The sequence below is a fragment of the Acidovorax sp. GW458-11-26-14-TSB4 genome (assembly GCF_059423865.1).
In genome coordinates this window covers 16,983-43,295 of record NZ_JBWKYR010000010.1, presented here as the reverse complement: position 1 = coordinate 43,295, position 26,313 = coordinate 16,983, and the positions used below count along the sequence as shown (strand labels likewise).

23 protein-coding genes and 1 tRNA gene are annotated in these 26,313 nt (G+C 64.7%); 15 read left to right on the top strand and 9 right to left on the bottom strand.

What is annotated here, in order from left to right:
- The first annotated feature begins 97 nt into the window (after window positions 1-97).
- A complete protein-coding gene (locus tag AC07X5_RS19895; RefSeq protein ID WP_494771531.1) occupies window positions 98-1,111 on the top strand; it encodes a tRNA dihydrouridine synthase in 1,014 nt (337 codons plus the stop codon).
- On the opposite strand, the gene AC07X5_RS19890 is transcribed toward AC07X5_RS19895, so the two are convergent.
- From AC07X5_RS19890 to AC07X5_RS19850, 9 genes are all read right to left on the bottom strand, one after another.
- Window positions 1,059-2,912 (bottom strand): phospholipase D family protein, encoded by a 1,854-nt coding sequence (locus AC07X5_RS19890; protein ID WP_494771530.1) that lies wholly within the window; start codon window positions 2,910-2,912, stop codon window positions 1,059-1,061. The two genes, AC07X5_RS19895 and AC07X5_RS19890, sit on opposite strands and share 53 nt — an antisense overlap.
- A 135-nt stretch (window positions 2,913-3,047) precedes the next feature.
- Complete coding sequence (locus AC07X5_RS19885; protein ID WP_494771529.1) at window positions 3,048-4,250, bottom strand: ammonium transporter; 1,203 nt, start codon at window positions 4,248-4,250, stop codon at window positions 3,048-3,050.
- Window positions 4,251-4,404: 154 nt separating this feature from the next.
- Window positions 4,405-5,523 carry a bifunctional diaminohydroxyphosphoribosylaminopyrimidine deaminase/5-amino-6-(5-phosphoribosylamino)uracil reductase RibD gene (gene ribD / locus AC07X5_RS19880; protein WP_494771528.1) on the bottom strand — a complete coding sequence of 373 codons (1,119 nt, stop codon included), beginning with the start codon at window positions 5,521-5,523 and terminating at the stop codon, window positions 4,405-4,407.
- A 51-nt stretch (window positions 5,524-5,574) separates the two neighbouring features.
- Window positions 5,575-6,009 carry a type IV pilin protein gene (locus AC07X5_RS19875; RefSeq protein WP_494771527.1) on the bottom strand — a complete coding sequence of 145 codons (435 nt, stop codon included), beginning with the start codon at window positions 6,007-6,009 and terminating at the stop codon, window positions 5,575-5,577.
- A gap of 26 nt (window positions 6,010-6,035) precedes the next feature.
- A complete protein-coding gene (locus tag AC07X5_RS19870; RefSeq protein WP_494771526.1) occupies window positions 6,036-9,584 on the bottom strand; it encodes a pilus assembly protein in 3,549 nt (1,182 codons plus the stop codon).
- A gap of 15 nt (window positions 9,585-9,599) precedes the next feature.
- On the bottom strand, window positions 9,600-10,400 hold the full coding sequence (locus AC07X5_RS19865) for a pilus assembly PilX family protein (RefSeq protein WP_409964228.1): 801 nt from the start codon (window positions 10,398-10,400) through the stop codon (window positions 9,600-9,602).
- A gap of 22 nt (window positions 10,401-10,422) precedes the next feature.
- Window positions 10,423-11,394 (bottom strand): PilW family protein, encoded by a 972-nt coding sequence (locus AC07X5_RS19860; protein WP_494771525.1) that lies wholly within the window; start codon window positions 11,392-11,394, stop codon window positions 10,423-10,425.
- The gene (gene pilV, locus AC07X5_RS19855; RefSeq protein WP_494771524.1) at window positions 11,394-12,026 is read right to left on the bottom strand and encodes a type IV pilus modification protein PilV; all 633 of its coding nucleotides are present in this window, start codon (window positions 12,024-12,026) and stop codon (window positions 11,394-11,396) included. The genes AC07X5_RS19860 and pilV overlap by 1 nt, the downstream gene beginning before the upstream one ends.
- A gap of 80 nt (window positions 12,027-12,106) precedes the next feature.
- Complete coding sequence (locus tag AC07X5_RS19850) at window positions 12,107-12,763, bottom strand: GspH/FimT family pseudopilin (protein ID WP_494771523.1); 657 nt, start codon at window positions 12,761-12,763, stop codon at window positions 12,107-12,109.
- 404 nt (window positions 12,764-13,167) lie between these two features.
- On the opposite strand from AC07X5_RS19850, the gene rpsO reads away from it, so the two are divergent.
- From rpsO to nuoH, 14 genes are all read left to right on the top strand, one after another.
- Window positions 13,168-13,434, top strand: coding sequence for a 30S ribosomal protein S15 (gene rpsO / locus AC07X5_RS19845; protein WP_005793232.1), 267 nt, complete (start codon window positions 13,168-13,170; stop codon window positions 13,432-13,434).
- A gap of 207 nt (window positions 13,435-13,641) precedes the next feature.
- Entirely contained in the window at window positions 13,642-15,855 is a 2,214-nt protein-coding gene (gene pnp / locus AC07X5_RS19840; protein ID WP_494771522.1) for a polyribonucleotide nucleotidyltransferase, read from the top strand.
- Between the two features lie 148 nt (window positions 15,856-16,003).
- On the top strand, window positions 16,004-16,990 hold the full coding sequence (locus AC07X5_RS19835) for an NAD(P)H-quinone oxidoreductase (protein WP_494771521.1): 987 nt from the start codon (window positions 16,004-16,006) through the stop codon (window positions 16,988-16,990).
- Window positions 16,991-16,997: 7 nt separating this feature from the next.
- Window positions 16,998-17,759, top strand: a complete 762-nt coding sequence (tpiA, locus tag AC07X5_RS19830; protein ID WP_494771520.1) for a triose-phosphate isomerase — start codon at window positions 16,998-17,000, stop codon at window positions 17,757-17,759.
- 28 nt (window positions 17,760-17,787) lie between these two features.
- A complete protein-coding gene (secG, locus tag AC07X5_RS19825) occupies window positions 17,788-18,168 on the top strand; it encodes a preprotein translocase subunit SecG (protein ID WP_494771519.1) in 381 nt (126 codons plus the stop codon).
- Window positions 18,169-18,283: 115 nt separating this feature from the next.
- Window positions 18,284-18,368: transfer RNA gene (locus tag AC07X5_RS19820), tRNA-Leu, on the top strand.
- Between the two features lie 73 nt (window positions 18,369-18,441).
- Window positions 18,442-18,801: an NADH-quinone oxidoreductase subunit A gene (locus tag AC07X5_RS19815; RefSeq protein WP_007849128.1), complete on the top strand. Its 360-nt coding sequence runs from the start codon at window positions 18,442-18,444 to the stop codon at window positions 18,799-18,801.
- Window positions 18,802-18,828: 27 nt separating this feature from the next.
- Window positions 18,829-19,308 (top strand): NuoB/complex I 20 kDa subunit family protein, encoded by a 480-nt coding sequence (locus AC07X5_RS19810; protein WP_007849129.1) that lies wholly within the window; start codon window positions 18,829-18,831, stop codon window positions 19,306-19,308.
- A gap of 9 nt (window positions 19,309-19,317) precedes the next feature.
- Window positions 19,318-19,926: an NADH-quinone oxidoreductase subunit C gene (locus AC07X5_RS19805; protein ID WP_409958184.1), complete on the top strand. Its 609-nt coding sequence runs from the start codon at window positions 19,318-19,320 to the stop codon at window positions 19,924-19,926.
- A gap of 27 nt (window positions 19,927-19,953) precedes the next feature.
- A complete protein-coding gene (locus AC07X5_RS19800; protein ID WP_409958182.1) occupies window positions 19,954-21,207 on the top strand; it encodes an NADH-quinone oxidoreductase subunit D in 1,254 nt (417 codons plus the stop codon).
- Window positions 21,204-21,713 carry an NADH-quinone oxidoreductase subunit NuoE gene (nuoE, locus tag AC07X5_RS19795; protein ID WP_494771518.1) on the top strand — a complete coding sequence of 170 codons (510 nt, stop codon included), beginning with the start codon at window positions 21,204-21,206 and terminating at the stop codon, window positions 21,711-21,713. Before AC07X5_RS19800 ends, nuoE begins: the two co-directional genes overlap by 4 nt.
- Window positions 21,710-23,068 carry an NADH-quinone oxidoreductase subunit NuoF gene (nuoF, locus tag AC07X5_RS19790; RefSeq protein ID WP_494771517.1) on the top strand — a complete coding sequence of 453 codons (1,359 nt, stop codon included), beginning with the start codon at window positions 21,710-21,712 and terminating at the stop codon, window positions 23,066-23,068. Before nuoE ends, nuoF begins: the two co-directional genes overlap by 4 nt.
- A 15-nt stretch (window positions 23,069-23,083) precedes the next feature.
- Window positions 23,084-25,225 (top strand): NADH-quinone oxidoreductase subunit NuoG, encoded by a 2,142-nt coding sequence (gene nuoG / locus AC07X5_RS19785; RefSeq protein WP_494771516.1) that lies wholly within the window; start codon window positions 23,084-23,086, stop codon window positions 25,223-25,225.
- Window positions 25,222-26,304, top strand: coding sequence for an NADH-quinone oxidoreductase subunit NuoH (gene nuoH, locus AC07X5_RS19780; protein WP_494771515.1), 1,083 nt, complete (start codon window positions 25,222-25,224; stop codon window positions 26,302-26,304). Before nuoG ends, nuoH begins: the two co-directional genes overlap by 4 nt.
- Window positions 26,305-26,313 lie beyond the last annotated feature (9 nt).

The following is a 26,313-nucleotide window of genomic DNA, read 5'->3' as shown; positions in this document are numbered from 1 at the left end:
GTGATGACCCGGGTGCCGCAAAATGGAGGTTTGTCGACGGGGGGGGGCTGCTCCAGGCCGCCCCGCGGCATTTCCTGTTCTTGGTGTTTTTGGTGCGATGACCCTGCTGCTGGCCCCGATGGAGGGGCTTCTCGATTTTGTGCTGCGTGACGTGCTCACCCGGGTGGGCGGCGTGGACCGCTGCGTGTCCGAATTCATCCGCATCACCGGCACGCTGCTGCCGGACAAGGTGTTCCTGCGCTACCTGCCCGAATTGCGCAACGGCAGCCGCACGCTGGCCGGGGTGCCGGTGCGCGCGCAGTTGCTCGGCTCCGACCCGGTGAGCATGGCCGAGAATGCGGCACGCCTGGCGGCGCTGGGCCCCGAGGGGATCGACCTGAACTTCGGCTGCCCGGCCAAGGTGGTGAATCGCCACGGCGGCGGGGCGGCGCTGCTGCAGGAACCCGAACGCATCGCCACGGTGGTGGCGGCGGTGCGGCGTGCCGTGCCGGCGCACCTGCCCGTGTCGGCCAAGATGCGCCTGGGCTTTAACGACGCCGGGCTGATGCGCGAATGCGCGCAGGCCATGGAGGCGGGCGGGGCCTGCGAGCTGGTGGTGCATGCCCGCACCAAGGCCGATGGCTACCGGCCGCCGGCCTATTGGGAGCAAATACCGGCCATCCGTGCTGCTGTGGCCCTGCCCGTGGTGGCCAATGGCGAGATCTGGACCGTGGCCGACGCGCTGCGTTGCCGCGCGGTGTCGGGTTGCGATGCCTTGATGCTGGGGCGCGGCATGGTGGCCGACCCGGGGCTGGCGCGGGCCATCCGTGCCAGCGATGCCGGCACGCCGGGGGCCGACACTGTGGGGTGGGGCGACTTGCTGCCGCACATCGCCGCGTTCTGGCAACTGGTCTGCGACGACCTGGAGCCACGCCAGCGCGCCGGCCGCCTCAAGCAGTGGCTGAACCTGATGCGCCGGCGCTTCCCCGAGGGCGAGGCGGCCTACCAGCATGTCCGCACGATGACCGACCAGCGGGCCATCAGTGCCTGGGTGGCGGCGCTGCAGGAGGGCGGGTCTGCTACAGCAGGTGGTCCGGTGCCAGCGGACCGAGCAACTGCAGCATCAGCCTGAGCGGGGCGGAGGCGTCCGGCTCGGTGGTGCTGTCCTGCAGGCCGCTGCCCTGGGGTGCATGCCACAGCAGTCGGTTGCCGGGCTGCTGCAGCTCCACGCGCCAGGCCAGTTCGCCCAGGGCCGGCTCGAGCCGGGTGGTGATGCGGCGTGCCAGTTCGGTGCTGCGGATCAGCAGTGCGATCTCGGTGTTCTGCTTTTGTGAGCGCATGTCCAGATTCATGGAGCCGATGGCGACCAGGCGGCCGTCCATCACCAGCACCTTGGAGTGCAGCATGGCGCGGGAGCCGCCCACCGAACCGGTGGGCGAGGTGTTGCCGCCCCCGGAGGAGCCGCCCGGCATTCCCAGCGCCGTGCCCAGGCCTGTGAGCTCGCTGCGCATCTCGTAGAGTTCCACCCCCATGGCCAGCAGCTCGGGCCGGTGCCGGGCATAGCCGGCATGGGCGATGGGCGCGTCGTTGGAGGCGAGCGAGTTGGTGAGCACCCGCACCCGCACACCGCGTTCGCGGGCTTGGGCAAAGGCCCGTTTCATGTCCGGGCCGGGCACAAAGTAGGGCGAAATGATGAGCAGCTCTCGCCGGGCCTGGCCCATCAGGTGCAGCAGGCCATCAACCACCGTATCGCCTTCGCCGGCATCCGCCATGTCCGTGGAAGGCAGTGGCGCTGCTGCCGTGCCACTGGCGGCTGCGGGGGCACCGCCGCCTGCCGGAGGGGCGATGCGCGCGGCCTGCCGGGCATTGCTCGACGCACTGGCGGTTGCCGGGGCTGGCGAAGAGGTGCTGGCCTGGCCTTCGGCCGGGATCTTGGCGGGCTGGTCGACCAGCACCACCGCCGGTGCCCAGACAAAAGCCGCGCTGCCCAGGTCCATGGGCTGGTAGTCCCAGATGCGGCTGCGGCCGGCTTGCGCAGCCCTGGGATGGTCCTGGTTCGGGGCCGGTTCGTCGACCGGGGGTTGGGGCGTGCCCAGGGCCACCTGGCGCTCACGCTCGGCGGCATCGGCCGCTTCGTACTGGCTGCGCATGGTGTCCAGTTCCTCGCGCGTGACCAGCGACTGCACGGGGTAGGCGCGCTGGTTGTTCCAGTAGTGGTCGAAGCTGCGCGAGAGGTCCTGCACGATGGGGCCGGCGGCCAGTACGTCGAGGTCGACGAAGTTGCCGGCATCGGCCGTGCCGAAGTAGGCGTCGCCCAGGTTGCGCCCGCCGGTGACGCCCATGGCGTTGTCGGCAATGAAGAGCTTGTTGTGCATGCGCTGCTGGGCCCGCGAGAAATCGTTGGCCGCCCCGAGCATGCGGCCCAGCGTGGAGCTGCGCGCCCCGGTGAGCGGGTTGAACATGCGCATCTCGATGTTGGGCACGAAGGCCAGGCGCATCACCTGCGCATCCCGCCCGGCGCTGTGGAAGTCATCGAGCAGGACCCGCACCCGCACCCCGCGCTGTGCGGCATCCACCACACCGCGCAGTAGGCGCTCGGTGCTGGCATCGGCATGGATGGCGTAGTACTGCAGATCCAGGGTCTTCTGCGCCGCCTCGACCAGCGCCAGGCGGCTGCTGTAGGCCTCCTGGGGCCCTCCCAGCAACAGGAAACCCGAGGGGTGGCGGGCGCCTGCCGCCTTGCGGTTGGCCTCCACCAACTGCCCCAGCGGGGTGCTGGCGGGCGCCGAGAGGGCCGTGGACTCGGGGCGCGCCACATCCTGCGGCAAGCTGGTGCAGCCCGTGATCACCGCCATGGCAAGGGTGACCGCAAGACCCATCCAGCCGAACCGGGCGGTGGCTGCGAGGCTCTTCAAGGTGAGGGCGGTGGGCATAGGTGGGCGGCAGGCTTCTGGAGACTACCCAGGTATAGCCTGCCGCTTCACCGCAGGGTGTCGGACGGGGCGCCGATACGTAACGCTGTGTGAATGGCGCCACGCCGAACAGGCGCGGGTCGGCCCCTTCCGTGCCTACCAGCTCACTTCACGGTCCGGCGTGGCGCTGATCTTGTGGATGGAGAGGTCCGCGCCGTCGAATTCCTCTTCCTGCGACAGCCTGAGGCCCACCGTGGCCTTGAGGGCGCCGTACACCACCAGCCCGCCCAGCAGGGCCCAGGCCACGCCCAGGGTGGTGCCGATGAGCTGTGCGCCGAAGGCCACGCCGCCGAGACCGCCCAGGGCCTTGCTGCCGAAAATGCCTGCCGCCAGGCCGCCCCAGGTGCCGCACAGGCCGTGCAGGGGCCAGACGCCGAGCACGTCGTCGATCTTCCATTTGTTCTGGGTCAGGGTGAACAGCAGCACGAAAATGCTGCCCGCGATGGCGCCCGTGACCAGGGCGCCCAGAGGGTGCATGAGGTCAGAGCCCGCGCAGACTGCCACCAGGCCCGCCAGGGGGCCGTTGTGCACGAAGCCCGGGTCGTTCTTGCCCAGCACCAGCGCGGCCAGTGTGCCGCCCACCATGGCCATCAGCGAGTTGACCGCCACCAAGCCCGAAAGCTTGTCCACGGTCTGTGCGCTCATCACGTTGAAGCCGAACCAGCCCACCACCAGCACCCAGGCACCGAGGGCCAGGAAGGGGATGTTCGATGGCGGGTGGGCCGAGATGGCGCCATCCTTGCGGTAGCGGTTGGCGCGCGAGCCGAGCAGAACCACGGCCGGCAGGGCGATCCAGCCGCCCACGGCATGCACCACGATCGAACCGGCGAAGTCATGGAACTCCTCGCCCGTGAGCGACTTGATCCAGGCCTGCACGCCGAAATGCTGGTTCCAGGCGATGCCCTCGAAGAAGGGATAAACAAAGCCGACGATGATGGCCGTGGCGATCAGCTGCGGCCAGAACTTGGCGCGCTCGGCGATGCCCCCGGAAATGATGGCCGGAATGGCCGCCGCGAAGGTCAGGAGGAAGAAGAACTTGACCAGCGAATAGCCGCTTTGCTGGACCAGGGTGTCGGCCCCCACGAAGAAATGGGTGCCGTAGGCCACGCTGTAGCCCACCGCGAAATACACCACGGTGGACACGGAGAAGTCCACCAGGATCTTGACCAGTGCGTTCACCTGGTTCTTCTTGCGGACCGTGCCCAGCTCCAGAAAGGCGAACCCGGCATGCATGGCCAGCACCATGATTGCCCCGAGCAGAATGAACAAGGCGTCCGTGCCCTGTTTGAGTGCTTCCATACCATCTCCACGCGATTGTTTGATCTGTTTTGGTGCGCTTCACTGCGTCATGCAATGAATGCACCAATATAAAGCAAAAAATGCGCCAGCATGTGGCATGGCTCACCGTGGTGGTGCTGTACTGTTTTGGTGCGTGTGCAGGTTGGTAGCCAGGTCAGAAGCGGTCGCGCCCCTGAACCCGGGCAACGATGCGCAGATCGGGCCCGATCCGGTCCGCGGAGACGTAGTCGAGCGCGGTCCCATCCGCCAGCGCCTGCAAGGGGGTTGTCTGGGCCATGCCCAGGCCGGGGCCCAGCAGCCGGGGCGCCAGATAGAGCAGCAGCTCATCCACCAACCCCTCGCGCAGGAAGGATCCATTGAGCTTGTGGCCGGCCTCCACGTGCAGCTCGTTGACGGCTCGCTTGCGGCCCAGGTCCTGGAGCATGGCGCCCAGGTCCACTTTGCCCTGGGCATTGGGAAGGCGGATCACCGTGGCGCCCTGGCCCTCCAGGGCTGCTTGTTTGGCGGCATCGTCGCTGGCGGTGTAGATGAGGCAGGTGCGGCCCGGGATGGAGAACAAACGGGCCTGCAGCGGGGTCTGCAACTGGCTGTCGACGATCACCAGGTGCGGCTGGCGCGGCGTGGCGACATCGCGCACATCCAGCCGCGGGTCGTCGTCGAGCACGGTGCCGATGCCCGTGAGCACGGCGCAGGCACGCGCGCGCCAGGCATGGCCATCGGCCCGGGCCTCGGGCGAGGTGATCCACTGGCTCTGCCCGTTGGTCAGGGCGGTGGTGCCGTCAAGCGAGGCGGCCGTTTTCATGCGCACCCAGGGCGTGCCGCGCACCATGCGGCTGAAGAAACCGATGTTGAGTTCACGCGATTCCGCAGCGCCCAGCCCCACGACCACCTCCACGCCCGCCGCGCGCAGGCGCGCAAAGCCCTGGCCGGAGACCAGGGGGTTGGGGTCGGCAATCGATGCCACCACCTTGCCGATGCCGGCGCCGATCAGCGCATCGCAGCAGGGCCCTGTGCGCCCCTGGTGCGAGCACGGCTCCAGCGTGACGTAGGCGGTGGCCTTGCGCACATCATTGCCCCGGGCCGCCGCATCGCGCAGCGCCATGACCTCGGCATGCGGGCCTCCGGCCTGCTGGGTGAAGCCCTGGCCGAGGATGCTGCCATCAGGGGCGGTGATCACGCAGCCCACGCGGGGGTTGGGGTTGGAAAGAAAAAGCGCCTGAGTGGCTAGCTCAAGCGCTTTGGTGGTGTGCTGTTGTTCCGAAGAGGTCGCCATGGTGGCGTGCATGCTAGCGCATGCGGGGGCTGCTGTCGGAGGTTTGCGGGGTCACTTGTTCCAGCATTCGGCCGGGGTGAGGGTGGTGGTGCCCGTGGCCATTCCCTGAACGCCTGCCTGGGTAAGAGTCAGGTTGCCGCATTTATCGTTTGCCTGGGCGGTTCCTGCATCACGTGTGGCAGTGAGAGTGAAGGTGGTTGCGGTGGAGTTTGACACCGAAATGGTGTAGCGCTTGTCGGGGTTGTTGAGCCAAGTCAGGCTGGTAGGGAGGGGGGCGGCCGAAGTCACGACAGGGTAGGACCCCGTCGCAGTGGCCGCGCGCTCCATGTACTGGGCTGCCTGGAGCAGGCCGGCACGGGCGTCCGCGCGGTGTCCACGGCGCACATACTCGGCATAACTGGGTACGGCGATCGCTGTCAGGATACCGATGACCGCCACTACGATCATCAGTTCAATCAGCGTAAAGCCCTGGTTTTTCTGACGCATGGGGTGCCTGCTCCTGTAAGCGGTGTTCATTGCAGTTGGCGCCAGCTGGGGCGCATGGATTGCTCTGGCATGGTGTTGAACTCATCCTTCTGGCCCTTGCCATAGTTGATGATGCGGTTGCCCTTCTTGATCATGGTTTGCGCCCCTTTGGACACGCCCATGCGGGATACGCCCTTGTCCGCGCTGTTGTACTTGCCGTCGCCGGTCAGGTCCATCAGCGGAACGGTTGCAGGCTTTGCATCCATGATGTTGATCAATGTCAGATATTGACGCTCGGCTTCCGTGGAGGCTTCGCAGACTTCCACCGTCAGGTCCACTGCTTCGTTGCCCATGGCAGGCACCTGCGAATATATGGCCATGATGTTGCTGCCGTCAAAGAAGGACATGGGCTTGAGTTGCCTTTCGCCGGTGTCGGGCAGATCCAGATACCAGCCTTTCTGGGTGGTCCAGTCTACTGTCACGGTGCTGCCTTCCTTGGTCATGTTCCAGAAGGTGCGGCCGGCACTGGCCAATTGGCCCGCTTCGGACGACACACTCACAGACTGCTTGGCCAGGCTGCTGACGCCGGTTCCAACCGCCGCTGGGGCGGGAACACAATCGGCTCCTGATGGGCATGTGCCACCGCCGGGGTGCACTTCCAGGCGCTGTGCAGCACCGGTTCCCACGGTGCGGTAGCGGGTGTTGTCCAGTATGGAATAGATGCTCTGCACGGTAACGGCCCGACGGTCCGCCACTGCCAGGTTCTGGCCCGTGCCAAACGCCACCATCATGCCCCCCACTGCCTTGCCGCTGGCAAACCGGTCATTGGCGCGCACGGTGGGCGGAATAGTGATGGGCTGGGGAACATTGCGTGTCGTTGCCGAAGCCGTGGCGAGCCCCACTGCCGTGTACAACGGAGCACCGCCGAAGGCAACACCCCACTCGGTCGGCGTGCTGCTGGCGATGATGAACTTCCACATATTGCCTTTGAGGTCGCCCGCATATGCCACGTCGGGACGGCCATCGCCGTTGATGTCCACAAGGCGAGGTGCCGACAGGCCGTTGTCGGTTGTCTTGATGTCGGCGCCCGTGGCCAGGCTACCGGTTGCCACCAGGCGCAAAACTTCCTTGGCGCCATCCAGGTACTGGATCATGAGCACGGGCCGCTGGTTCTTGCTGTTGTAGCCGTTGCCCATCACCACCGCCCAGCGGTTGTTGTTCATGCGCGTGATTTGCGTGGTGCGCTGTGGGTTGGCGTCGTCCAGCACCGGTGGCGCGAAGATATGGCCCATGTCCTCACTGTCCTTGCACTTGGCCTTGTCCGTCGCATTGGTGATGGCATCGCAGTTGGGGATGGTGTCGCTGGCATGCAAAGTCTTGTCCATCACCACCAGGGTTTTGGCATTGGCTTCGGTGAAATTGCTGGCGCCACCCGACGTGGTTCCAGGGTTGGTCACGTCCAGTACGAAGTAGCCTTTGCCGCCCGCACCGAGGGTGCCCACCAGCATGGTGCGCCAGTCCGGTACGTACGCCGCGTCCAGTATGTCCCCGGTGGCGGTGTCCACGTCGCCTGTGAACGGAGAGCCGTCCACGTAATAAAGGTGGCGGTCATCGAAGGTGGGATCGGCAAGGCGGCCCAGTTGCCGAATCACGCCCTTGGGCACGTAGGCAATCTTTTCGCTGCCATCGGCCATCGAGAAGCCGTGCAGCATGCCATCGTTGCCACCCACATAGACCATGGGTTGGCGGTCCTTGTTCAGGCGTGCGAAAGTCGTGTAGCCCTTGAGCGCGTAGTTGCTGACGGGTGCGCCTGTGTACCAGACATTGGAATTGATGATGTCGCCCTGTATGGAGTAGCGCTGGCGAAATGGCTTGAGCGCAGTGTATACAGGCGTGACTGGCGGGGTCGTCTCGGCGATTGGAGGGGCGCCCAATGGCGACAGGCTGCTGCTGCCACGAATGAAGTTGAGCCGATCCTGTCCCTTGCCATCATTGGCACCGGCGTCGGTCAGGCTGAGGTAGGTTTTCTGCGTGGTGCTCAGATTGCTCTGATCGGTTGCCCACTTGAAAGGCACACCCCAGTTGTTGAGATCGCTGTAACTGAGGATCAGGCGGGTGTTGATATCCCTCACGTCCAGTTTTTCCGCCGTGTTTTTGCCGCCCCAAGCCACATTGGGCACAACGGTTCCGTCCTTCTGGACCGTTTCGCTGGTGATCCAGCCTTTCCAGGCCTTCGTCGGGTCGAACCCCGCAGTGAAGCTGGCGACGTCATTGCGGGTCACGGTAGTGCCACTGGCGGCAGTGGAACCGGCATCTGGAGAGTTCTCTCCGCCGATGCGTGCCAGAATGGCGCGAAAGGCCTCCTGCAAGTCATTGCCTTCCTTGACGGCATAGAACTTGCCGCGCCCATTGATGGACGCATGCCAGAGGTCCAGTGCGCGGCGATCCTCTGCACTCATCTGAGGCCATTCCTTGGTGCCGCTGATCAGATCCGGGACGCTGCCGTCATAGCCAAACGGCACGGTTTCCGTGGGCTTGGTGAGGTTGTATTTGGTGTTGGCGCCGGTGAAATCGGCTTTCCATGTCTGTGCCAGGTCACTGAAGCCGATGGTGTAGGTCACCATGTGCTGCCAGGTTGCAGGGTCGTACTTGGGGTTCCAATACTTCTCTACCGCCACGCCGCCAATGGTTTCCGTGGGGGGGGCCTTGCGGTATTCGCTGGTCTCCGGCACGTTGTTGATCATGCTGGCGGCCGTCTGCATGTCCACGGACCAGCTGTAGAAGGCCCAGTCGGCCAGCGTATCGCCCCACGCATCGCGGTAAATCCGGGTCTGGGCGTAGTTGGGGCTCGTCGTTGCGGTATTGGCAACGTACTGGGTGCCATCGGGCAGGGTCAGGGCGGCCGCCGGGCCATCCTTCTGTCCGCCCGATACCGCACCGTTCCATCGGCCGTCGGTCATCATGATGTGGTAGCTGCGGCGGCATCCCAGAAATGGGGTGGCCTGCACCATCGGCTTCGATGCCCAGGGGTTGGTATGGTCCATCGTGGTGCGCCGCATGTAGGCATCGGCCTGGCTCATCATCAGATGGGATGGCGTGCCGCCGCTGGGTTTCAGCTTGTCGACGAACGTGAGGAAGTTGGTGCGGTGGGTGGTGTCCAGTATGCGCATGGCATTCTGGTCGTTGTTGCCCACATCCTTGGCGCCGGGTGAGCCGCCGTTGTTCCACAGCACCTGCCAGGCCAATCGGATCTTGCCGTCAGGAACCAGGCTCAGATCATTGAAGACGTTCTTGAGGGCGTACTTCAAGACGTTCATGCGCCGGCTGTTGGCGGGCCAGGTTCCGTCGGCGTTGGGCACCGTGTTGTTGTTGGCATCCGTGGTGCCAATGCAGTCCGAGGCGCTTTCCTTGTTCAGGCAGAAGTCCATACTGCCCGAGTCGTCTACGGAGATAATGACGTTGGGGGCCACAAAAGGCTCCACGGAGCCCGCCGGTGTCTGCGCGAAGTCGATTGCCCAGGCGGCATGCGGCGCCAAGGCCGCGCTGATCATCGACGCCAGCAGCGTTTTCTTGAAGTGAGAATGCTTTGAAGTCATGGTGAGCTCCAGGGATCAGTCTTTGCGTTTTTGACGCGCGTAGGTTTGCTGCAATACCACGCGCGTATTGGGCTTGAGGCCGTAGGCGATGGCCGTGACCCGGTACACCACGTTGGGCTGCAGATTGAGGGCAAGGTTGTTGGATCCGTTGGTGACAAGGCCGGTGTTGCCTGCCGTGGCGTCGTAGGGCAGCACTTCGATCCAGTACCAGCCGCCGCGGTTGGCGGCGCTGCGATCAGCCAATATGGGGTTGCTGGTGCTGCCACTGCCTGTCAAGCCAAAGGCGGCGCCGGTGTACTGTCCGTAGCGAGCGCCCACGCCGCTGGTCATCTGGGCCAGAGTAACGCCCGAAGCTGCGGTGTTGTTGTTCCAGAAGTCCTGCAGTCCCACGCGCTTGAGACACAGCCCATTGCGGCATTTTGTCAAGGGGACATTGGGGCTGGCCGTTGCGTTGAAAGCGTCACCCGTTGCTCCATCGAGATCTGCCAACAGGGCGGCGACATCCTTTTCTTCGAGGGGAATCTTGTCCTGGGTGGTATTGCGGCAGACATTGCCATTGCTCCCATCTATCACGCAAGTTGAACCATTGGAGTTTTCACCCCGCACATCCAGTTCTGCATCCTGCAGCAATGCCTGGGCGGCTTCGAATGCGCGTTGGTAGTCGGCGTCGTTGCCCACGATCATTTCGTTGAACAGTGCTGTGCGCGACGCCCACAGGGCGATGAGCATTGACAGCATGACGAGCACGATCACGACGAACAGCGAAATGCCGCGCTGGCGTTGGCGCGCTAAGAAGAAGGGGGGGGTACGTTGCATGGTGTTTTCCATTTGACCGGTGTCAGCCGGCCAGGCCTTGGCTGCGCAGCATGTAAACGTTGCGGAAGGTCATGTGCATGCGCCGGGTCCGGGGCGAGGCCAGTGTTGTCATGTCAACGTTGGTGGTGCCATCGCAGTCGCGGTAGGTACTGCCCGCTGGCATGTCGATCCTTTCCGTGCCGTAGACCACCAGGCACACCTCCACGCCGAACACGCTGGCCCAGTTTCCTGCTCCTACCTGGGTGGCGGTGCGGTATTGGATCTGGGGGTTGCCGAAGGGGGCGGGGTCGGTCTGCACCATGTAGCGCACCTGGAAGTTGGCTACGTTCTGGATGATGGGCTGCGCAGCACCCAACCCGGCACACTGCAGCTCATTCGTGGTGGTGTTCAATACAAACCGGCTCTGGATCAACGCATTGGCCGTCTGTCCGCCCAGGCAATCGCGCAGCAGGGAGTCCGTGCCGGTTGTCACCGTCTCGGTGTAGTTGCGGTATCCCACGGTGAGCTTGTACTGGCTGCTCGTGGGGTTGTCTATCCCGCTGAGTGTGTCAACAAACGGATCGAACGTTGTACTGTCGCTGCCGGTCGCCTTGGTTTCAAATGCGACGGCCTCCACGGGGTCGATCACGGCGCCGGCATCCGGCTTCTGGGGAGCAAGGTTCAGGCGCAGCGATCCCGCCTGCCGCAATTGCTTGCTCATGACGCGAAAGGCATATGCAGCTTGCTGCTGCAACTGGCTGGCATCGCTGACTGTTCCAGATACTCCGCGCGAGGCCACGATGGCGCCCAGTGCCACTGCGATGGTCAACAGGCCGATGGTGATGCCTACGAGCAACTCCACCAGCGTGAAGCCACGCTGGCCAGGGTGTGGCCGCTTGTGCGGCGCCCGTAGTGTGCGGTGGCGGCCTGCAATGGATAGGGTGATAGGGGATTTCATGGGGCTTGCCTGGAGAAGCGCGGGTCCAGCGAAGGGCTGACTGGGGTCTTGTGCCATCAGGTTTTCCTGGTGGTTGCGGCGCAGAAGAACTGCACGTTGGTATCTGCAAAGTAGGGCGCGCAACGGGCGCTCACCGAGATGTATTGCAGGTGGCATGTGCGATTGGCGGGGCAGGTGACGGTGCCGCCATCGACACCGGCATTGATGGCATCTTTGTAGGTGCCTGCCGTATCCCGCTCGTTTTCACGCCAACTGATCATGATCCCCAGTTGGCGGCGGTTATTCGCATCGGTCTCCGCTCCGGCAAGAAAAACCGCTGCGTCGGACGCGGGGAGCGTGTTTATGACGGACTGCTTCCATTGGGAAAGGTCGTAAGCGGCGAGCTCGGAGTTGCTGCACGTGGCCGTTGCGCAGTTCTTGGAGGGGGCGGTGGGGGTGGCCCCGAACGCGGTAGGGTAGGAATTGATGTTGTTGAGCGCATTGGGGTTGACACTCAGGCGCTCGCTCAGGTCTTCGATCAGCCGCACGGCTTGTGCGCGCCGCACACTGGTCTGGGTATCGGCCAGGGTGCGCATCTGCACCCCCAGGATGCCGAGAATTCCCAGTGACATGACCACAATGGCGACGAGGGATTCGATCAGGCTGACGCCACGTTGCGAGCCATTGCTTTGGAAGCTTGCGGAATGCATGGAATGTCCTTTGGAGCAAGGGACTGCGTTGCTGTGGCCCGTGGTTGCAGTCCGCGCAGGTTTCGAGGGGCGTGTGGTTTTCAGCATGCTTCGCTCCCTTTCTTGCGGACAACGCGGCCACCCATGCCAACGCAAAGGCGGGCTGCATTGGGGTCGGTCATGTCCTTGCCCTGGGGGGTGATGGCAAAGAACATGCTCGTTGGCGCTGTGCTGGCGCCCCCTGTGTGGGATGCCATGCCCCAGCGATCAATCGAAATCCCTCCATTAACGCTGCCTGTCAGGGTGACCGTCACACGGGTGGGGGGGGTGACAGTTTGAATGGGGCATTCGTTGGGGGTTGCCGTCGATACGCAGGCGTTTCGAATCCCATTGGCATTGACGTCGGCGAAGACCTCCCAACCGCATCCCCACTGGGTCGCGCCTGTGCCGTTGGTGCAGGTGGGAGCGTTGGTGGTGTCGCCGCTGTTGAACTTGCGGATGACAACGTTGCCGCCCCGCTTGATGGCTTCCGAGCGCGCAAGATAAACGGAGGCAGTGATGCTTTCTGCCGCATCGCGAACACGCCAGCGCTCGATCAAGGGCGTGAAACTCGGCGCCGCGAGTGCGGTCAACACACCAACGATGGCCACCACCACCATGAGCTCGATCGCCGTGAATCCTGCGCTGGCGCGAACTGCTCTTCGGAGGGCGAAAATTCCTGGCGAATGGGAGGGGCTCAATGCTTGCATGGTTTTCATATTAAGTGACCGGATGTGACGTGACCATTGCGTGCTGACCAGTGGCATGGAAGCCGGGACAAGCGGCCAAAGACGGTGTTTCCCAAGGGCGCCGCCGCTACCTCGCCCGCATGCAAGTGTTGGCGCATGCCTGCTGTTTCGCGCATTCTGTTGCATTTGGGGGTATTTTGTCCGCTTGCTTTTGGCGGCCCCCTTGAGATGGCTGGGTGCTCGCTATTGAGCCCATTCTGGGCGCCTCCTGGGGCTTCGGCAAGGCCGAAAAGACCGCTTTGCCGGGCTGCGGGTTATAATCCGACGGTTTTGCATGGTGCAAGACGCACGCCCCCAGCCTTTCCAGCCGGTGGCGCAAGTAAAAACCGGGGTCTTCGGCGTTCTGCCTGGGGCCTCATCCAAGGAAAAACCCAATGATCGCATCCTCCATCAAGGCCGAAGTCGTCAAGGCCAACGCCCGTGCTGCCAACGATACTGGCAGCCCAGAAGTGCAAGTGGCCCTGCTGACGGCCCGCATCAACGAACTGACCCCCCACTTCAAGACGCATGCCAAGGACCACCACGGTCGCCGCGGCCTGCTGCGCATGGTGAGCCGTCGTCGCAAGCTGCTGGACTACCTCAAGGCCAAGGACGCCGACCGTTACACCGCGCTGATCGCCAAGCTGGGTCTGCGCAAGTAAGCTGCATCGCATGCAAAAACGCCTGGGTTAGTCCGCTAGCTCAGGCGTTTTTTACTTCGGAGCCGCAAAACAGAGCGAAGCTGTGTCATTCCAACGGGCCTGCCGCCGCCGCTGCGGGGTCAGGTCCGCTGGAATGGCATCGTGTTCTGAATTGCACTCCAAGCCATGCTGGCATTGCATTGCCAGCTACAACAATAGGAGCTGAACATGAGCATTTTCAACAAAGTCACCAAGACCTTCCAATGGGGCGACAAGACCGTCATCATGGAAACGGGCGAAGTCGCCCGCCAGGCCTCCGGCGCCGTGCTGGTGAACATCGATGACACCGTGGTGCTGGCCACCGTGGTGGCTTCCAAGTCGGCCAAGCCGGGCCAGGACTTCTTCCCCCTGACCGTCGACTACATCGAAAAAACCTACGCCGCCGGCAAGATCCCCGGCAGCTTCTTCAAGCGCGAAGCCAAGCCCAGCGAACACGAAACGCTGACCAGCCGCCTGATCGACCGCCCGATCCGCCCGCTGTTCCCCGAAGGCTTCTTCAACGAAGTGCACGTGGTGATCCACACGGTGTCGCTGAACCCCGAAGTCGATGCCGACATCGCCGCCCTGATCGCCACCAGCGCTGCCCTGGCCATCTCCGGCATCCCGTTCACCGGCCCCATCGGCGCCGCGCGTGTGGGCTACATCAATGGCGAATACGTGCTGAACCCTGGCCAGACCGCGCGCAAGAGCTCGCAGATGGACCTGGTCGTGGCCGGTACCGAAGCCGCCGTGCTGATGGTCGAATCCGAAGCCCAGCAGTTGTCCGAAGAAATCATGCTCGGCGCCGTGGTCTTCGGCCACCAGCAGGGCAATATCGCCATCAACGCCATCCATGACCTGGTGCGCGATGCCGGCAAGCCCGCATGGGACTGGCAGCCGCCCGCCAAGGACGAGGCCCTGATCGCCAAGGTCGGTGCCCTGGCCGACGACAAGCTCGCCGCCGCCTACCAGATCCGCAACAAGCAAAGCCGCACGCAAGCCTGCCGCGAAGCCTATGCTGCCGTGATGGCCGGCCTCAAGGCCGAAGGCGTGGAATTCGACGCCGTCAAGGTCGAAGGCATGCTGTTCGACATCGAAGCGCGCATCGTGCGCAGCCAGATCCTGGCGGGCGAACCCCGCATCGATGGCCGCGACACGCGCACCGTGCGCCCCATCGAGATCCGCAACAGCGTGCTGCCCCGTGCCCACGGCTCGGCCCTGTTCACGCGCGGTGAAACCCAGGCGCTGGTCGTGACCACGCTGGGTACCGAGCGCGATGCCCAGCGCATCGACGCCCTGGCCGGCGAGTACGAAGACCGCTTCATGATGCACTACAACATGCCTCCCTTCGCCACCGGCGAAGTGGGCCGCATGGGCTCCACCAAGCGCCGCGAAATCGGCCACGGCCGCCTGGCCAAGCGCGCCCTGGTGGCCGTGCTGCCGACCAAGGAAGAGTTCCCCTACACCGTGCGCGTGGTCTCGGAAATCACCGAATCCAACGGCTCCTCGTCCATGGCCTCGGTCTGCGGCGGCTGCCTGTCGATGATGGACGCCGGTGTGCCCATGAAGGCGCATGTGGCCGGCATCGCCATGGGCCTGATCAAGGACGCCAACCGCTTTGCCGTGCTGACCGACATCCTGGGCGATGAGGACCACCTGGGCGACATGGACTTCAAGGTCGCTGGTACCACCGCTGGTATCACCGCGCTGCAGATGGACATCAAGATCCAGGGCATCACCAAGGAAATCATGCAGGTCGCCCTGGCCCAGGCCAAGGAGGCGCGCATCCACATCCTGGGCAAGATGCAGGAAGCCATGGGCGAAGCCAAGACCGAAGTGTCCAACTTCGCGCCCAAGCTCTACACGATGAAGATCAACCCCGAGAAGATCCGCGACGTGATCGGCAAGGGCGGCGCCGTCATCCGTGCGCTGACGGAAGAGACCGGTTGCCAGATCAACATCGAGGAAGACGGCACCATCACCATCGCCGCCACCGACGCCGCCAAGGCCGACGAGGCCAAGCGCCGGATCGAGCAGATCACCGCCGAAGTCGAAATCGGCAAGGTCTACGAAGGCCCTGTGACCAAGATCCTGGACTTCGGTGCTTTGATCAACCTGCTGCCTGGCAAGGACGGCCTGCTGCACATCAGCCAGATCGCGCACGAGCGCGTCGAGCGCGTCGGCGACTACCTGACCGAAGGCCAGATCGTGAAGGTCAAGGTCATGGAAACCGACGAAAAGGGCCGCGTCAAGCTGTCCATGAAGGCCCTGGCCGAGCGTCCTGCGGGTGGTGGTTTCAGCGATCGCCCTGCGCCCGCAGAGCGTGGTGACCGCGAGCCCCGCCGCGACCACGGTCGCGACCGCCAGCCTGTGGACCAGCAACAACAGCAACAGCAGCAATAACGGGTACTGCCAGCGGGTGGTGCGATCGGTCCGATGAGCGGTCGATCCGCTGCCCCGGCTGCCATGCGGGTGGGTCGTCTGGACGGCGGGCCCGCGGTGGCGGCCGGTGCCGGCTATCCCCATGCCCTCGATGACAACAGAGCATCCTATGCAAGCGGTGGAAATCTCCTCGTTCGGTGCACCGGACGTGCTGCGCCTGGGCGCGCGTCCCGTGCCGGTGCCCGGTGTGGGCGAACTGCTGATACGCGTGGGTGCCAGCGGCATCAACCGCCCTGACGTGCTGCAGCGCATGGGCCACTACGCACCTCCGCCTGGTACCTCCGACCTTCCGGGTCTGGAGGTGGCGGGCGTGGTGGAGGCGGGCGATGCCGCTGCCATGGCCCAGGCGGGCCTGGCCATTGGCGACCGCGTCTGCGCGCTGGTCGCCGGTGGCGGCTATGCCCAGTGGTGCGTGGCGCCGGTGGAGCAGTGCCTGCCTGTGCCGGCGGGCTTCAGCGACATCGAGGCGGCCTCGCTGCCCGAGACCTTCTTCACCGTGTGGAGCAATGTCTTCGACCGCGGCCGCCTGCAGGCGAGTGAAACCCTGCTCGTGCAGGGCGGTACCAGCGGCATCGGCGTCACGGCGATCCAGCTGGCACGCGCCTTTGGTGCCACGGTGATCGCCACCGCGGGCAGCGATGAGAAGTGCCGGGCCTGCCTGGAGCTGGGTGCGCACCATGCCATCAACTACAAGTCGCAGGACTTCGTGGCCGAGGCCAAGCGCATCACCGACGGCAAGGGGGTGGATGTGGTGCTGGACATGGTGGCGGGCGGCTACGTCGCGCGCGAGGTCGAGTGCCTGGCCGAGGATGGCCGCATCGTCATCATCGCCGTGCAGGGTGGGGTCAAGAGCGAGGTCAACGCGGGCCTGGTCCTGCGCCGCAGGCTCACCATCACCGGTTCCACCCTGCGTCCGCGCTCCGTGGCCTTCAAGGGGGCTATTGCCCGCGCGTTGCGCGAGCGGGTGTGGCCTCTGCTGGCGGCGGGCACGGTGCGTCCGGTCATCCACAGCACCTTCGCGGCAGCCGATGCGGCCCAGGCGCATGCGCTGATGGAGTCGAACCAGCACATTGGCAAGATCGTTTTGACGTGGTGAACGGAACATGAAAAAGAAGCTCATCGCAGGCAACTGGAAGATGAACGGCGGCCTGGCCGCCAACGAAGCGCTGCTGCAGGCGCTGCTGCAGGGCATGGCCTCGGCTGCGGTGCAGTGCGACGTGGCCGTGGCCGTGCCGGCACCCTACCTGGCCCAGGTCCAGGCGCTGGTGGCTGGTTCGGGCATTGCCCTGGCCGCGCAGGATGTATCGGCCCACGAGCAGGGTGCCTACACCGGCGAGGTGTCGGCCGCCATGCTCAAGGAATTCGGTGCGCGCTACGCGCTGGTGGGGCACTCCGAGCGCCGCCAGTACCATGGCGAAACCGATGCCGTCGTGGCCATCAAGGCGCAGCGCGCGCTGGCGCTGGGCGTCACGCCCATCGTCTGCGTGGGTGAAACCCTGGCCGAGCGCGATGCCGGTGAGACCGAGGCGGTCGTCAAGCGCCAACTGGCTGCGGTGATCCATCTCAATGGCCACTGCATCAGCGAGATCGTGGTGGCGTATGAGCCGGTCTGGGCCATCGGCACCGGCCGCACGGCCACGCCCGAGCAGGCCCAGGCGGTGCATGCCGTGCTGCGTGCGCAACTGGCCGCGGCCAGCGAGCACGCTGACCGCGTGCACCTGCTGTACGGCGGCAGCATGAATGCCGCGAATGCGGCCGAACTGCTGTCGCAACCCGACATCGATGGTGGCCTGGTGGGCGGTGCTTCGCTCAAGGCCGGCGATTTCTTGCAGATCATGGGGGCGGCCTCTGCGGGCCGCGCCTGAAGTTATCCAAATCAGGAGTGAACAGAGAATGAATGTGATCGTGAACGTGATTCTGGCGGTGCAGATGCTGACCGCCCTGGGGATGATCGGGTTGATCCTGATCCAGCACGGCAAGGGTGCGGACATGGGTGCTGCCTTCGGCAGCGGCAGCTCGGGCAGCCTGTTCGGTGCCAGCGGCAGTGCCAACTTCCTGTCGCGCACCACGGCAGTGCTGGCGGCTGTGTTTTTCGCTGCCACGCTGGCTCTGGCATACTTCGGCAATGCGCGCCCCGCCAGTTCTGGCAGCGTGCTCGAAGCGCCTGCAGCGGCTTCGCCCGCGCCAGCGTCTGCGGCATCGAGTGCGGCCCCTGCGGTGGTTCCTGTGCCCGTGGTGCCGGCTTCCGGCGCGGCGCAGATCCCGACCAAATAATCTGCACTAATTTGGGCTCTGAAACACGGAGCAGGGTTTTTACGGAGTAGAATCCTGGATTGTCTGGAAAGCCAAAACCGCAAGGTTCCTCATGCCATCCAGGCACATACATCCAGCCGTCGTGGTGAAATTGGTAGACACGCTATCTTGAGGGGGTAGTGGCGAAAGCTGTGCGAGTTCGAGTCTCGCCGACGGCACCAAAACAAAGGCCTCCCCGCATGACCCGCCAAGGGTCATGTCGGGCCAGGCCACAGCGGTGAGCACATCCTCCAGATGAACCTCGATCAGTACCTCCCCGTCCTCTTGTTCATCCTGGTCGGCATCGCCGTTGGCGTCGTGCCCCTGGTCATCGGATATGTCCTCGGTCCCAACCGCCCGGACGACGCCAAGAATTCCCCCTACGAGTGTGGCTTTGAAGCCTTCGAGGACGCGCGCATGAAGTTCGACGTGCGCTACTACCTCGTCGCCATTCTCTTCATCCTGTTCGACCTCGAAATCGCGTTCCTTTTCCCGTGGGCGGTCACGCTGCACGAGGTGGGTGCCGCCGGTTTCGTGGCTGTGGTGATCTTCCTGACGATCCTCGTCGTGGGCTTCGCCTACGAGTGGAAAAAAGGCGCCCTCGACTGGGAATGACAGCGGGCTTCAACAAGGACTGATGCAATGATTGAAGGCGTGATGAAGGAAGGCTTCATCACCACGAGCTATGACTCCGTGGTGAATTGGGCCAAGACCGGCTCGCTCTGGCCCATGACCTTCGGTCTGGCCTGCTGCGCTGTCGAAATGATGCACGCGGCGGCGGCCCGCTACGACATCGGCCGCTTCGGCGCCGAAGTGTTCCGCGCCAGCCCCCGTCAGTCCGATCTGATGATCGTGGCCGGCACGCTGTGCAACAAGATGGCACCGGCGCTGCGCAAGGTGTACGACCAGATGTCCGAGCCCCGCTGGGTGCTGTCGATGGGCTCGTGCGCCAACGGTGGCGGCTACTACCACTACAGCTACTCCGTCGTGCGCGGCTGCGACCGCATCGTGCCCGTGGACGTCTACGTGCCCGGCTGCCCGCCCACGGCCGAAGCGCTGATCTACGGCATCATCCAGCTGCAGCAGAAGATCCGCCGCACCAACACCATTGCACGCGTCTGAGGGTCGATGATGACATCTGTTGCCATTCACCCTGAAAAAATCAAGGACACCGTCGCTGCCGTGCTGGGCGACAAGGTCCGCAAGATCCATGTGGCCCTCGAAGAGGTCACCATCGAAGTCTCCGCCGCCGACTACCTGGCTGCCATGCAGCAGCTGCGCGACGCGCCCGGTTGCCAGTTCGAGCAGCTTATCGACCTGTGCGGCGTGGACTACTCGGCCTACGCCGACGAGGTCAACGAAGGCGCGCGCTACTGCGTGGTCTCGCACCTGCTGTCCGTCAGCCTGAACCAGCGCCTGCGCGTCAAGGTGTTCTGCGCCGACGACGATTTTCCCGTCGTGGCCTCGGTTGCCGACCTCTGGAACTCGGCCAACTGGTACGAGCGCGAAGCCTTCGATCTGTTCGGTATCGTGTTCGACGGCCACAACGACCTGCGCCGCATCCTGACCGACTATGGCTTCATCGGCCACCCCTTCCGCAAGGACTTCCCGCTGTCCGGCCATGTCGAGATGCGCTACGACACCGAGCAGCGCCGGGTGGTCTACGAGCCCGTCTCGATCGAGCCGCGCGAGATCACGCCGCGCATCATCCGCGAAGACAAGTACGGAGGCCTGCACTAAGGCGCTCGTCGCCCCACGTGACCCACCATGGCTGAAATCAAGAACTACTCCCTGAACTTCGGACCGCAGCACCCGGCAGCGCACGGCGTGCTGCGCCTGGTGCTCGAGCTCGACGGCGAAGTCGTGCAGCGCGCCGACCCGCACATCGGCCTCTTGCACCGCGCCACCGAAAAGCTGGCAGAGCACAAGACCTACATCCAGTCGCTGCCCTACATGGACCGCCTGGACTACGTGTCCATGATGTGCAACGAGCACGCCTACTGCCTGGCCATCGAAAAGCTGCTGGGCCTGGAAGTGCCTGTGCGTGCGCAGTACATCCGCGTGATGTTCTCCGAGATCACGCGCCTGCTCAACCACCTGATGTGGCTCGGTTCGCACGGAAACGACTGCGGCAGCTCCACCATCCTGATCTACACCTTCCGCGAGCGCGAAGACCTGTTCGACATGTACGAAGCCGTCTCCGGCGCGCGCATGCACGCGGCCTACTTCCGTCCGGGCGGCGTCTACCGCGACCTGCCGGACAGCATGCCGCAGTACAAGGTCAGCAAGATCAAGAATGCCAAGGCCCTGGAGGCCATGAACCAGAACCGCCAGGGTTCGCTGCTTGACTTCATCGACGACTTCACCAAGCGCTTCCCGGGCTGCGTGGACGAGTACGAGACCCTGCTGACCGACAACCGCATCTGGAAGCAGCGCACCGTCGGCATCGGCGTGGTGCCGCCCGAGCGCGCGCTCAACCTGGGCATGACCGGCCCCATGATCCGCGGCTCCGGCATCGCCTGGGACCTGCGCAAGACCCAGCCCTACGATGTCTACGACCGCATGGACTTCGACATCCCGGTGGGCAAGACGGGCGACTGCTATGACCGCTACCTTGTGCGCGTGCAGGAGATGCGCGAGTCCAACCGCATCATCAAGCAGTGCGTGGACTGGCTGCGCGCCAACCCCGGTCCTGTCATTACCGACAACCACAAGGTGGCTGCGCCTGATCGTGAATCCATGAAGTCGAACATGGAGGAGCTGATCCACCATTTCAAGCTCTTCACCGAAGGTTTCCACGTGCCCGAAGGCGAGGCCTATGCCGCCGTCGAGCACCCCAAGGGCGAGTTCGGCATCTATTTGGTGAGCGACGGTGCCAACAAGCCCTACCGCCTGAAGATCCGTGCGCCGGGCTTCGCCCATTTGGCCACGCTCGATGAAATGGCGCGCGGCCACATGATCGCCGACGCCGTGGCCATCATCGGCACCATGGATATCGTGTTCGGGGAGATCGACCGATGAGCAGCAGCAATACCAAGATCACCGATGCCACGCTGGCGCGCTTTGCGCGCGAAGTGGCCAAGTACCCGCCCGAGCAGAAGCAGTCGGCCGTGATGGCCTGCCTGTCCATCGTGCAGCAGGAACAGGGCTGGGTCAGTGCCGAGAGCGAGGCCGTGATCGCCGACTACCTGGGCATGGCCCAGATCGCGGTGCACGAAGTCACCACGTTCTACAACATGTACAACCAGCAGCCGACGGGCAAGTACAAGCTCAACGTCTGCACCAACCTGCCGTGCCAGCTGCGCGACGGCCAGAAGGCGCTGCACCACCTCGAGAAGAAGCTCGGCGTGACCATGGGCGAGACCACGCCCGACGGCCTGTTCACGCTGCAGCAGTGCGAGTGCCTGGGCGCCTGTGCCGATGCGCCCGTGATGCTGGTCAACGACCGCACCATGTGCAGCTTCATGGACAACGACAAGCTCGACCAGCTGGTGGACGGCCTTAGGGCTGCGGAAGGACAAGCATGAGCACCGCCGCACAGAAGATCCTCTCGCAGTTCCAGGCCACGGGCGTCCAGACCTGCTTCCACGACCGCCACATCAACCCGCAGATCTACGCGGGCCTGGACGGCACGAACTGGGGCATCAAGGACTACGAAGCGCGCGGCGGCTACCAGGCCCTGCGCAAGATCCTGGCACAAGGAGAGGGCGCAGGCCTGACCCAGGACCAGGTGATCGCCACCGTCAAGGAATCGGGCCTGCGCGGCCGCGGCGGTGCGGGCTTCCCCACTGGCCTCAAGTGGAGCTTCATGCCCCGCTCGTTCCCCGGCCAGAAGTACCTCGTCTGCAATTCCGACGAAGGCGAGCCGGGCACCTGCAAGGACCGCGACATCCTGCAGTTCAACCCGCACATCGTCATCGAGGGCATGATCATCGCGGCCTACGCGATGGGCATCTCCGTGGGCTACAACTACATCCACGGCGAAATCTTCCAGACCTACGACCGCTTCGAGGAAGCGCTCGAAGAGGCGCGCGCCGCCGGCTACCTGGGCGACAAGATCCTGGGCAGCAGCTTCAGCTTCCAGCTGCACGCTGCGCACGGCTTCGGCGCCTACATCTGCGGCGAAGAAACCGCGCTGCTCGAATCGCTCGAAGGCAAGAAGGGCCAGCCGCGCTTCAAGCCGCCGTTCCCCGCCAGCTTCGGCCTGTACGGCAAGCCCACCACCATCAACAACACCGAGACCTTCGCGGCCGTGCCGTGGATCATCCGCAACGGCGGCCAGGCCTACCTGGAGTGCGGCAAGCCCAACAACGGCGGCACCAAGATCTTCTCGGTCTCGGGCGACGTGGAAAAGCCCGGCAACTACGAAGTGCCCATGGGCACGCCGTTCGCCAAGCTGCTCGAACTCGCCGGTGGCGTGCGCAAGGGCCGCCAGCTCAAGGCCGTGATCCCGGGCGGCTCGTCCTCCCCGGTGCTGCCCGCCTCCATCATCATGGAATGCACGCTGGACTACGACTCCATCGCCAAGGCCGGCTCCATGCTGGGCTCGGGTGCCGTGATCGTGATGGACGACTCCCGCAGCATGGTCGAGAGCCTGCTGCGCCTGTCCTATTTCTACTCGCACGAGTCCTGCGGCCAGTGCACGCCGTGCCGCGAAGGCACGGGCTGGATGTGGCGCGTGATCGACCGGATCCAGCATGGCCAGGGGCGCGATGGCGACCTGAACCTGCTCAATTCGGTGGCAGACAACATCCAGGGCCGCACCATCTGTGCGCTGGGTGACGCAGCGGCCATGCCGGTGCGCGCCATGATCAAGCACTTCCGTCCGGAATTCGAAGCGCTGATCCGCAAAGACACCCCTCAGGCTTCCGCCTCCGCCTGATCGCGAGAAACGCATATGGTTGAAATCGAACTCGACGGGCAGAAGGTAGAAGTCGCCGAAGGCTGCATGGTCATGCATGCAGCCGAAAAGGCCGGCACCTACATCCCCCACTTCTGCTACCACAAGAAGCTTTCCATCGCCGCCAACTGCCGCATGTGCCTGGTGGACGTGGAAAAAGCCCCCAAGCCCATGCCTGCCTGCGCCACGCCCGTGACGCAAGGCATGATCGTGCGCACCAAGAGCGACAAGGCCATCAAGGCCCAGCAGTCGGTCATGGAATTCCTGCTCATCAACCACCCGCTGGATTGCCCCATCTGCGACCAGGGCGGCGAGTGCCAGCTGCAGGACCTGGCCGTGGGCTACGGCGGTTCCTCCTCGCGCTACGAGGAAGAAAAGCGCGTGGTCTTCCACAAGGACGTGGGCCCGCTGATCTCCATGGAGGAGATGAGCCGCTGCATCCACTGCACCCGCTGCGTGCGCTTCGGCCAGGAAGTGGCCGGCGTGATGGAGCTCGGGATGATCCACCGCGGCGAGCACTCCGAGATCACCACCGTGGTCGGCGATACCGTGGACTCCGAGCTGTCGGGCAACATGATCGACATCTGCCCCGTGGGTGCGCTCACGAGCAAGCCGTTCCGCTACAGCGCCCGCACCTGGGAACTGTCGCGCCGCCGCTCCGTCAGCCCGCACGACTCCACCGGTGCCAACCTGATCGTCCAGGTCAAGAACCACAAGGTCATGCGCGTCGTTCCGTTCGAGAACGAAGCCGTCAACGAATGCTGGATCGCCGACCGCGACCGCTTCTCGTACGAATCGCTGAACAGCGACGAGCGCCTGACCCAGCCCATGCTCAAACAGGGCGGCGTCTGGAAGACCGTCGACTGGCAGACCGCGCTCGAGTACGTGGCCAATGGCCTCAAGAACATCAAGGCCGACCACGGTGCCAACAGCATCGGTGCCCTGGTCAGCCCGCACAGCACGCTGGAAGAGCTGTACCTGGCCTCCGCCCTGGTGCGCGGCCTGGGCAGCGACAGCATCGACTACCGCCTGCGCAACGCCGAATTCGCAGCGCCCGAAGGGATTCGCTGGCTCGGCACGTCCATCGCCTCCCTGTCCACGCTGCAACGCGTGCTGGTGGTGGGCTCCAACCTGCGCAAGGACCATCCGCTGTTCGCACTGCGCATCCGCGCCGCCGCCCGCCAGGGTTGCCAGGTCAGCGTGGTCGACTCGGCCCTGGCCGACTGGGCCATTCCCGTCAAGCACTCGCTGCTGCAGGGCGCCAGCCAATGGCTGCAGGCCCTGGGCAGCATCGCTGCCGCCGTGGCCCAGGAAAAGGGCGTGTCCGCACCCGCAGGTGCCGGTGAAGCCACCGAAGCCGCGCTGGCCATTGCCCGCTCGCTGCTGGGCGGTGAGCGCAAGGCCGTGCTGCTGGGCAACGCTGCCGCGCACCACAGCCAGGCCACGCAACTGCTGGCCCTGGCCAACTGGATCGGCGAGCAGACCGGCGCCACCGTCGGCTACCTGACGGAAGCCGCCAACACCGTGGGAGCCCAGTTCGCCGGCGCCCACCCCGTGGGCAGCGGCCTGAACGCGGGCCAGATGCTGGCCGGCGGCCTCAAGGCCGTGCTGCTGCTCAACACTGAGCCCGCCTTCGACGCCGCCAATGGCGCCCAGGCCGCTGCCGCCATCGGCCAGGCCCAGATGGTCGTGACCATGAGCCCGTTCAAGGCCAACATGGACATCAGCGACGTGCTGCTGCCCATCGCCCCGTTCACCGAAACCTCGGGCAGCTTCGTCAACGCCGAAGGGCGCCTGCAGAGCTTCCACGCCGTGGTGCGCCCGCTCGGCGACACGCGCCCCGCCTGGAAGGTGCTGCGCGTGCTGGCCAACGTGCTCGGTGTGCCCGGTTTCGACTTCGAAACCTCGCAGGACGTGCTGGCCCGTGCCACCAACGCCCCTGCGGGCAAGCTGGCCATGCTGCCGGCCGAGCAGCTGTCCAATGCCGTGGGCCAGGTGCCTGCTGCTGCAGGCGCGGCCAGCGTGGCCGAGCCCGCTGTCGCTTCGATTTACCAGCTCGATGGTCTGGTGCGCCGCGCCACCTCGCTGCAATTGACGGCCGATGCCCGCATGGCGGCCGGTGAAGGAGTGGCGGCATGATCGACGCGCTGTACAACGGCGGGCTGAACCTCCTGCCCTTCGCATGGTGGACGGGCGCGGCCTGGCCCGTGCTCTGGATCCTGCTCAAGATCGTCGTGATCGTCGCGCCCCTGATGGGCGCGGTGGCCTACCTCACGCTGTGGGAGCGCAAGCTCCTCGGTTTCATGCAGGTGCGCCACGGCCCCAACCGCGTGGGCCCCATGGGCCTGCTGCAGCCTCTGGCCGACGGCCTGAAGCTGATGACCAAGGAAATCATCCAGCCGGCGGCCGCCAGCAAGGGCCTGTTCGTACTGGGCCCGTTGATGGCCATCATGCCCGCGCTGGCCGCGTGGGTGGCGATTCCCTTCGGCCCCGATGTGGCCCTGGCCAACGTCAATGCGGGCCTGCTGCTGGTGATGGCGATTACCTCCATCGAAGTCTATGGCGTGATCATCGCCGGCTGGGCATCGAACTCCAAGTACGCCTTCCTGGGCGCGCTGCGCGCCTCGGCACAGATGGTGAGCTATGAGATCGCCATGGGCTTTTGCTTCCTGGTGGTCATCATGGTCTCGGGCAGCATGAACCTGACCGAGATCGTGATGTCGCAGGGCCGTGGCATGGCGGCCGACATGGGCCTGTCCTTCCTGTCCTGGAACTGGCTGCCGCTGCTGCCGATCTTCCTGGTCTACCTGATCTCCGGCGTGGCCGAGACCAACCGCCACCCCTTCGACGTGGTCGAAGGCGAAGCCGAAATCGTGGCCGGCCACATGGTCGAGTACTCGGGCATGGGCTTTGCCGTGTTCTTCCTGGCCGAATACGCCAGCATGTGGCTGGTGTCCATCCTGGCAGCGCTGATGTTCCTGGGCGGCTGGCTGTCGCCCATCGACAGCGTGCTGTTCAACTGGATCCCGGGCTGGATCTGGCTGGGCATCAAGACCTTCGTCGTGGTGTCCATGTTCATCTGGATCCGCGCCACCTTCCCCCGCTTCCGCTATGACCAGATCATGCGCCTGGGTTGGAAGATCTTCATTCCGGTCACCCTGGTGTGGCTGCTCATCGTCGGCGGGTGGTTGCTCTCGCCATGGAACATCTGGAAGTAAGCGGGGACA

Coding starts and splice junctions, on each gene's coding strand:
- pnp (WP_494771522.1), top strand. CDS start 13,642: ATGAGCATTTTCAACAAAGTCACCAAGACCTTCCAATGGGGCGACAAG.
- rpsO (WP_005793232.1), top strand. CDS start 13,168: ATGATCGCATCCTCCATCAAGGCCGAAGTCGTCAAGGCCAACGCCCGT.
- AC07X5_RS19865 (WP_409964228.1), bottom strand. CDS start 10,400: ATGCAACGTACCCCCCCCTTCTTCTTAGCGCGCCAACGCCAGCGCGGC.
- nuoG (WP_494771516.1), top strand. CDS start 23,084: ATGGTTGAAATCGAACTCGACGGGCAGAAGGTAGAAGTCGCCGAAGGC.
- AC07X5_RS19815 (WP_007849128.1), top strand. CDS start 18,442: ATGAACCTCGATCAGTACCTCCCCGTCCTCTTGTTCATCCTGGTCGGC.
- nuoF (WP_494771517.1), top strand. CDS start 21,710: ATGAGCACCGCCGCACAGAAGATCCTCTCGCAGTTCCAGGCCACGGGC.
- AC07X5_RS19850 (WP_494771523.1), bottom strand. CDS start 12,763: ATGAAAACCATGCAAGCATTGAGCCCCTCCCATTCGCCAGGAATTTTC.
- AC07X5_RS19895 (WP_494771531.1), top strand. CDS start 98: ATGACCCTGCTGCTGGCCCCGATGGAGGGGCTTCTCGATTTTGTGCTG.
- ribD (WP_494771528.1), bottom strand. CDS start 5,523: ATGGCGACCTCTTCGGAACAACAGCACACCACCAAAGCGCTTGAGCTA.
- nuoE (WP_494771518.1), top strand. CDS start 21,204: ATGAGCAGCAGCAATACCAAGATCACCGATGCCACGCTGGCGCGCTTT.
- AC07X5_RS19860 (WP_494771525.1), bottom strand. CDS start 11,394: ATGGCACAAGACCCCAGTCAGCCCTTCGCTGGACCCGCGCTTCTCCAG.
- secG (WP_494771519.1), top strand. CDS start 17,788: ATGAATGTGATCGTGAACGTGATTCTGGCGGTGCAGATGCTGACCGCC.
- AC07X5_RS19870 (WP_494771526.1), bottom strand. CDS start 9,584: ATGACTTCAAAGCATTCTCACTTCAAGAAAACGCTGCTGGCGTCGATG.
- AC07X5_RS19800 (WP_409958182.1), top strand. CDS start 19,954: ATGGCTGAAATCAAGAACTACTCCCTGAACTTCGGACCGCAGCACCCG.
- AC07X5_RS19805 (WP_409958184.1), top strand. CDS start 19,318: ATGACATCTGTTGCCATTCACCCTGAAAAAATCAAGGACACCGTCGCT.
- AC07X5_RS19875 (WP_494771527.1), bottom strand. CDS start 6,009: ATGCGTCAGAAAAACCAGGGCTTTACGCTGATTGAACTGATGATCGTA.
- AC07X5_RS19835 (WP_494771521.1), top strand. CDS start 16,004: ATGCAAGCGGTGGAAATCTCCTCGTTCGGTGCACCGGACGTGCTGCGC.
- tpiA (WP_494771520.1), top strand. CDS start 16,998: ATGAAAAAGAAGCTCATCGCAGGCAACTGGAAGATGAACGGCGGCCTG.
- AC07X5_RS19890 (WP_494771530.1), bottom strand. CDS start 2,912: ATGCCCACCGCCCTCACCTTGAAGAGCCTCGCAGCCACCGCCCGGTTC.
- nuoH (WP_494771515.1), top strand. CDS start 25,222: ATGATCGACGCGCTGTACAACGGCGGGCTGAACCTCCTGCCCTTCGCA.
- pilV (WP_494771524.1), bottom strand. CDS start 12,026: ATGCATTCCGCAAGCTTCCAAAGCAATGGCTCGCAACGTGGCGTCAGC.
- AC07X5_RS19885 (WP_494771529.1), bottom strand. CDS start 4,250: ATGGAAGCACTCAAACAGGGCACGGACGCCTTGTTCATTCTGCTCGGG.
- AC07X5_RS19810 (WP_007849129.1), top strand. CDS start 18,829: ATGATTGAAGGCGTGATGAAGGAAGGCTTCATCACCACGAGCTATGAC.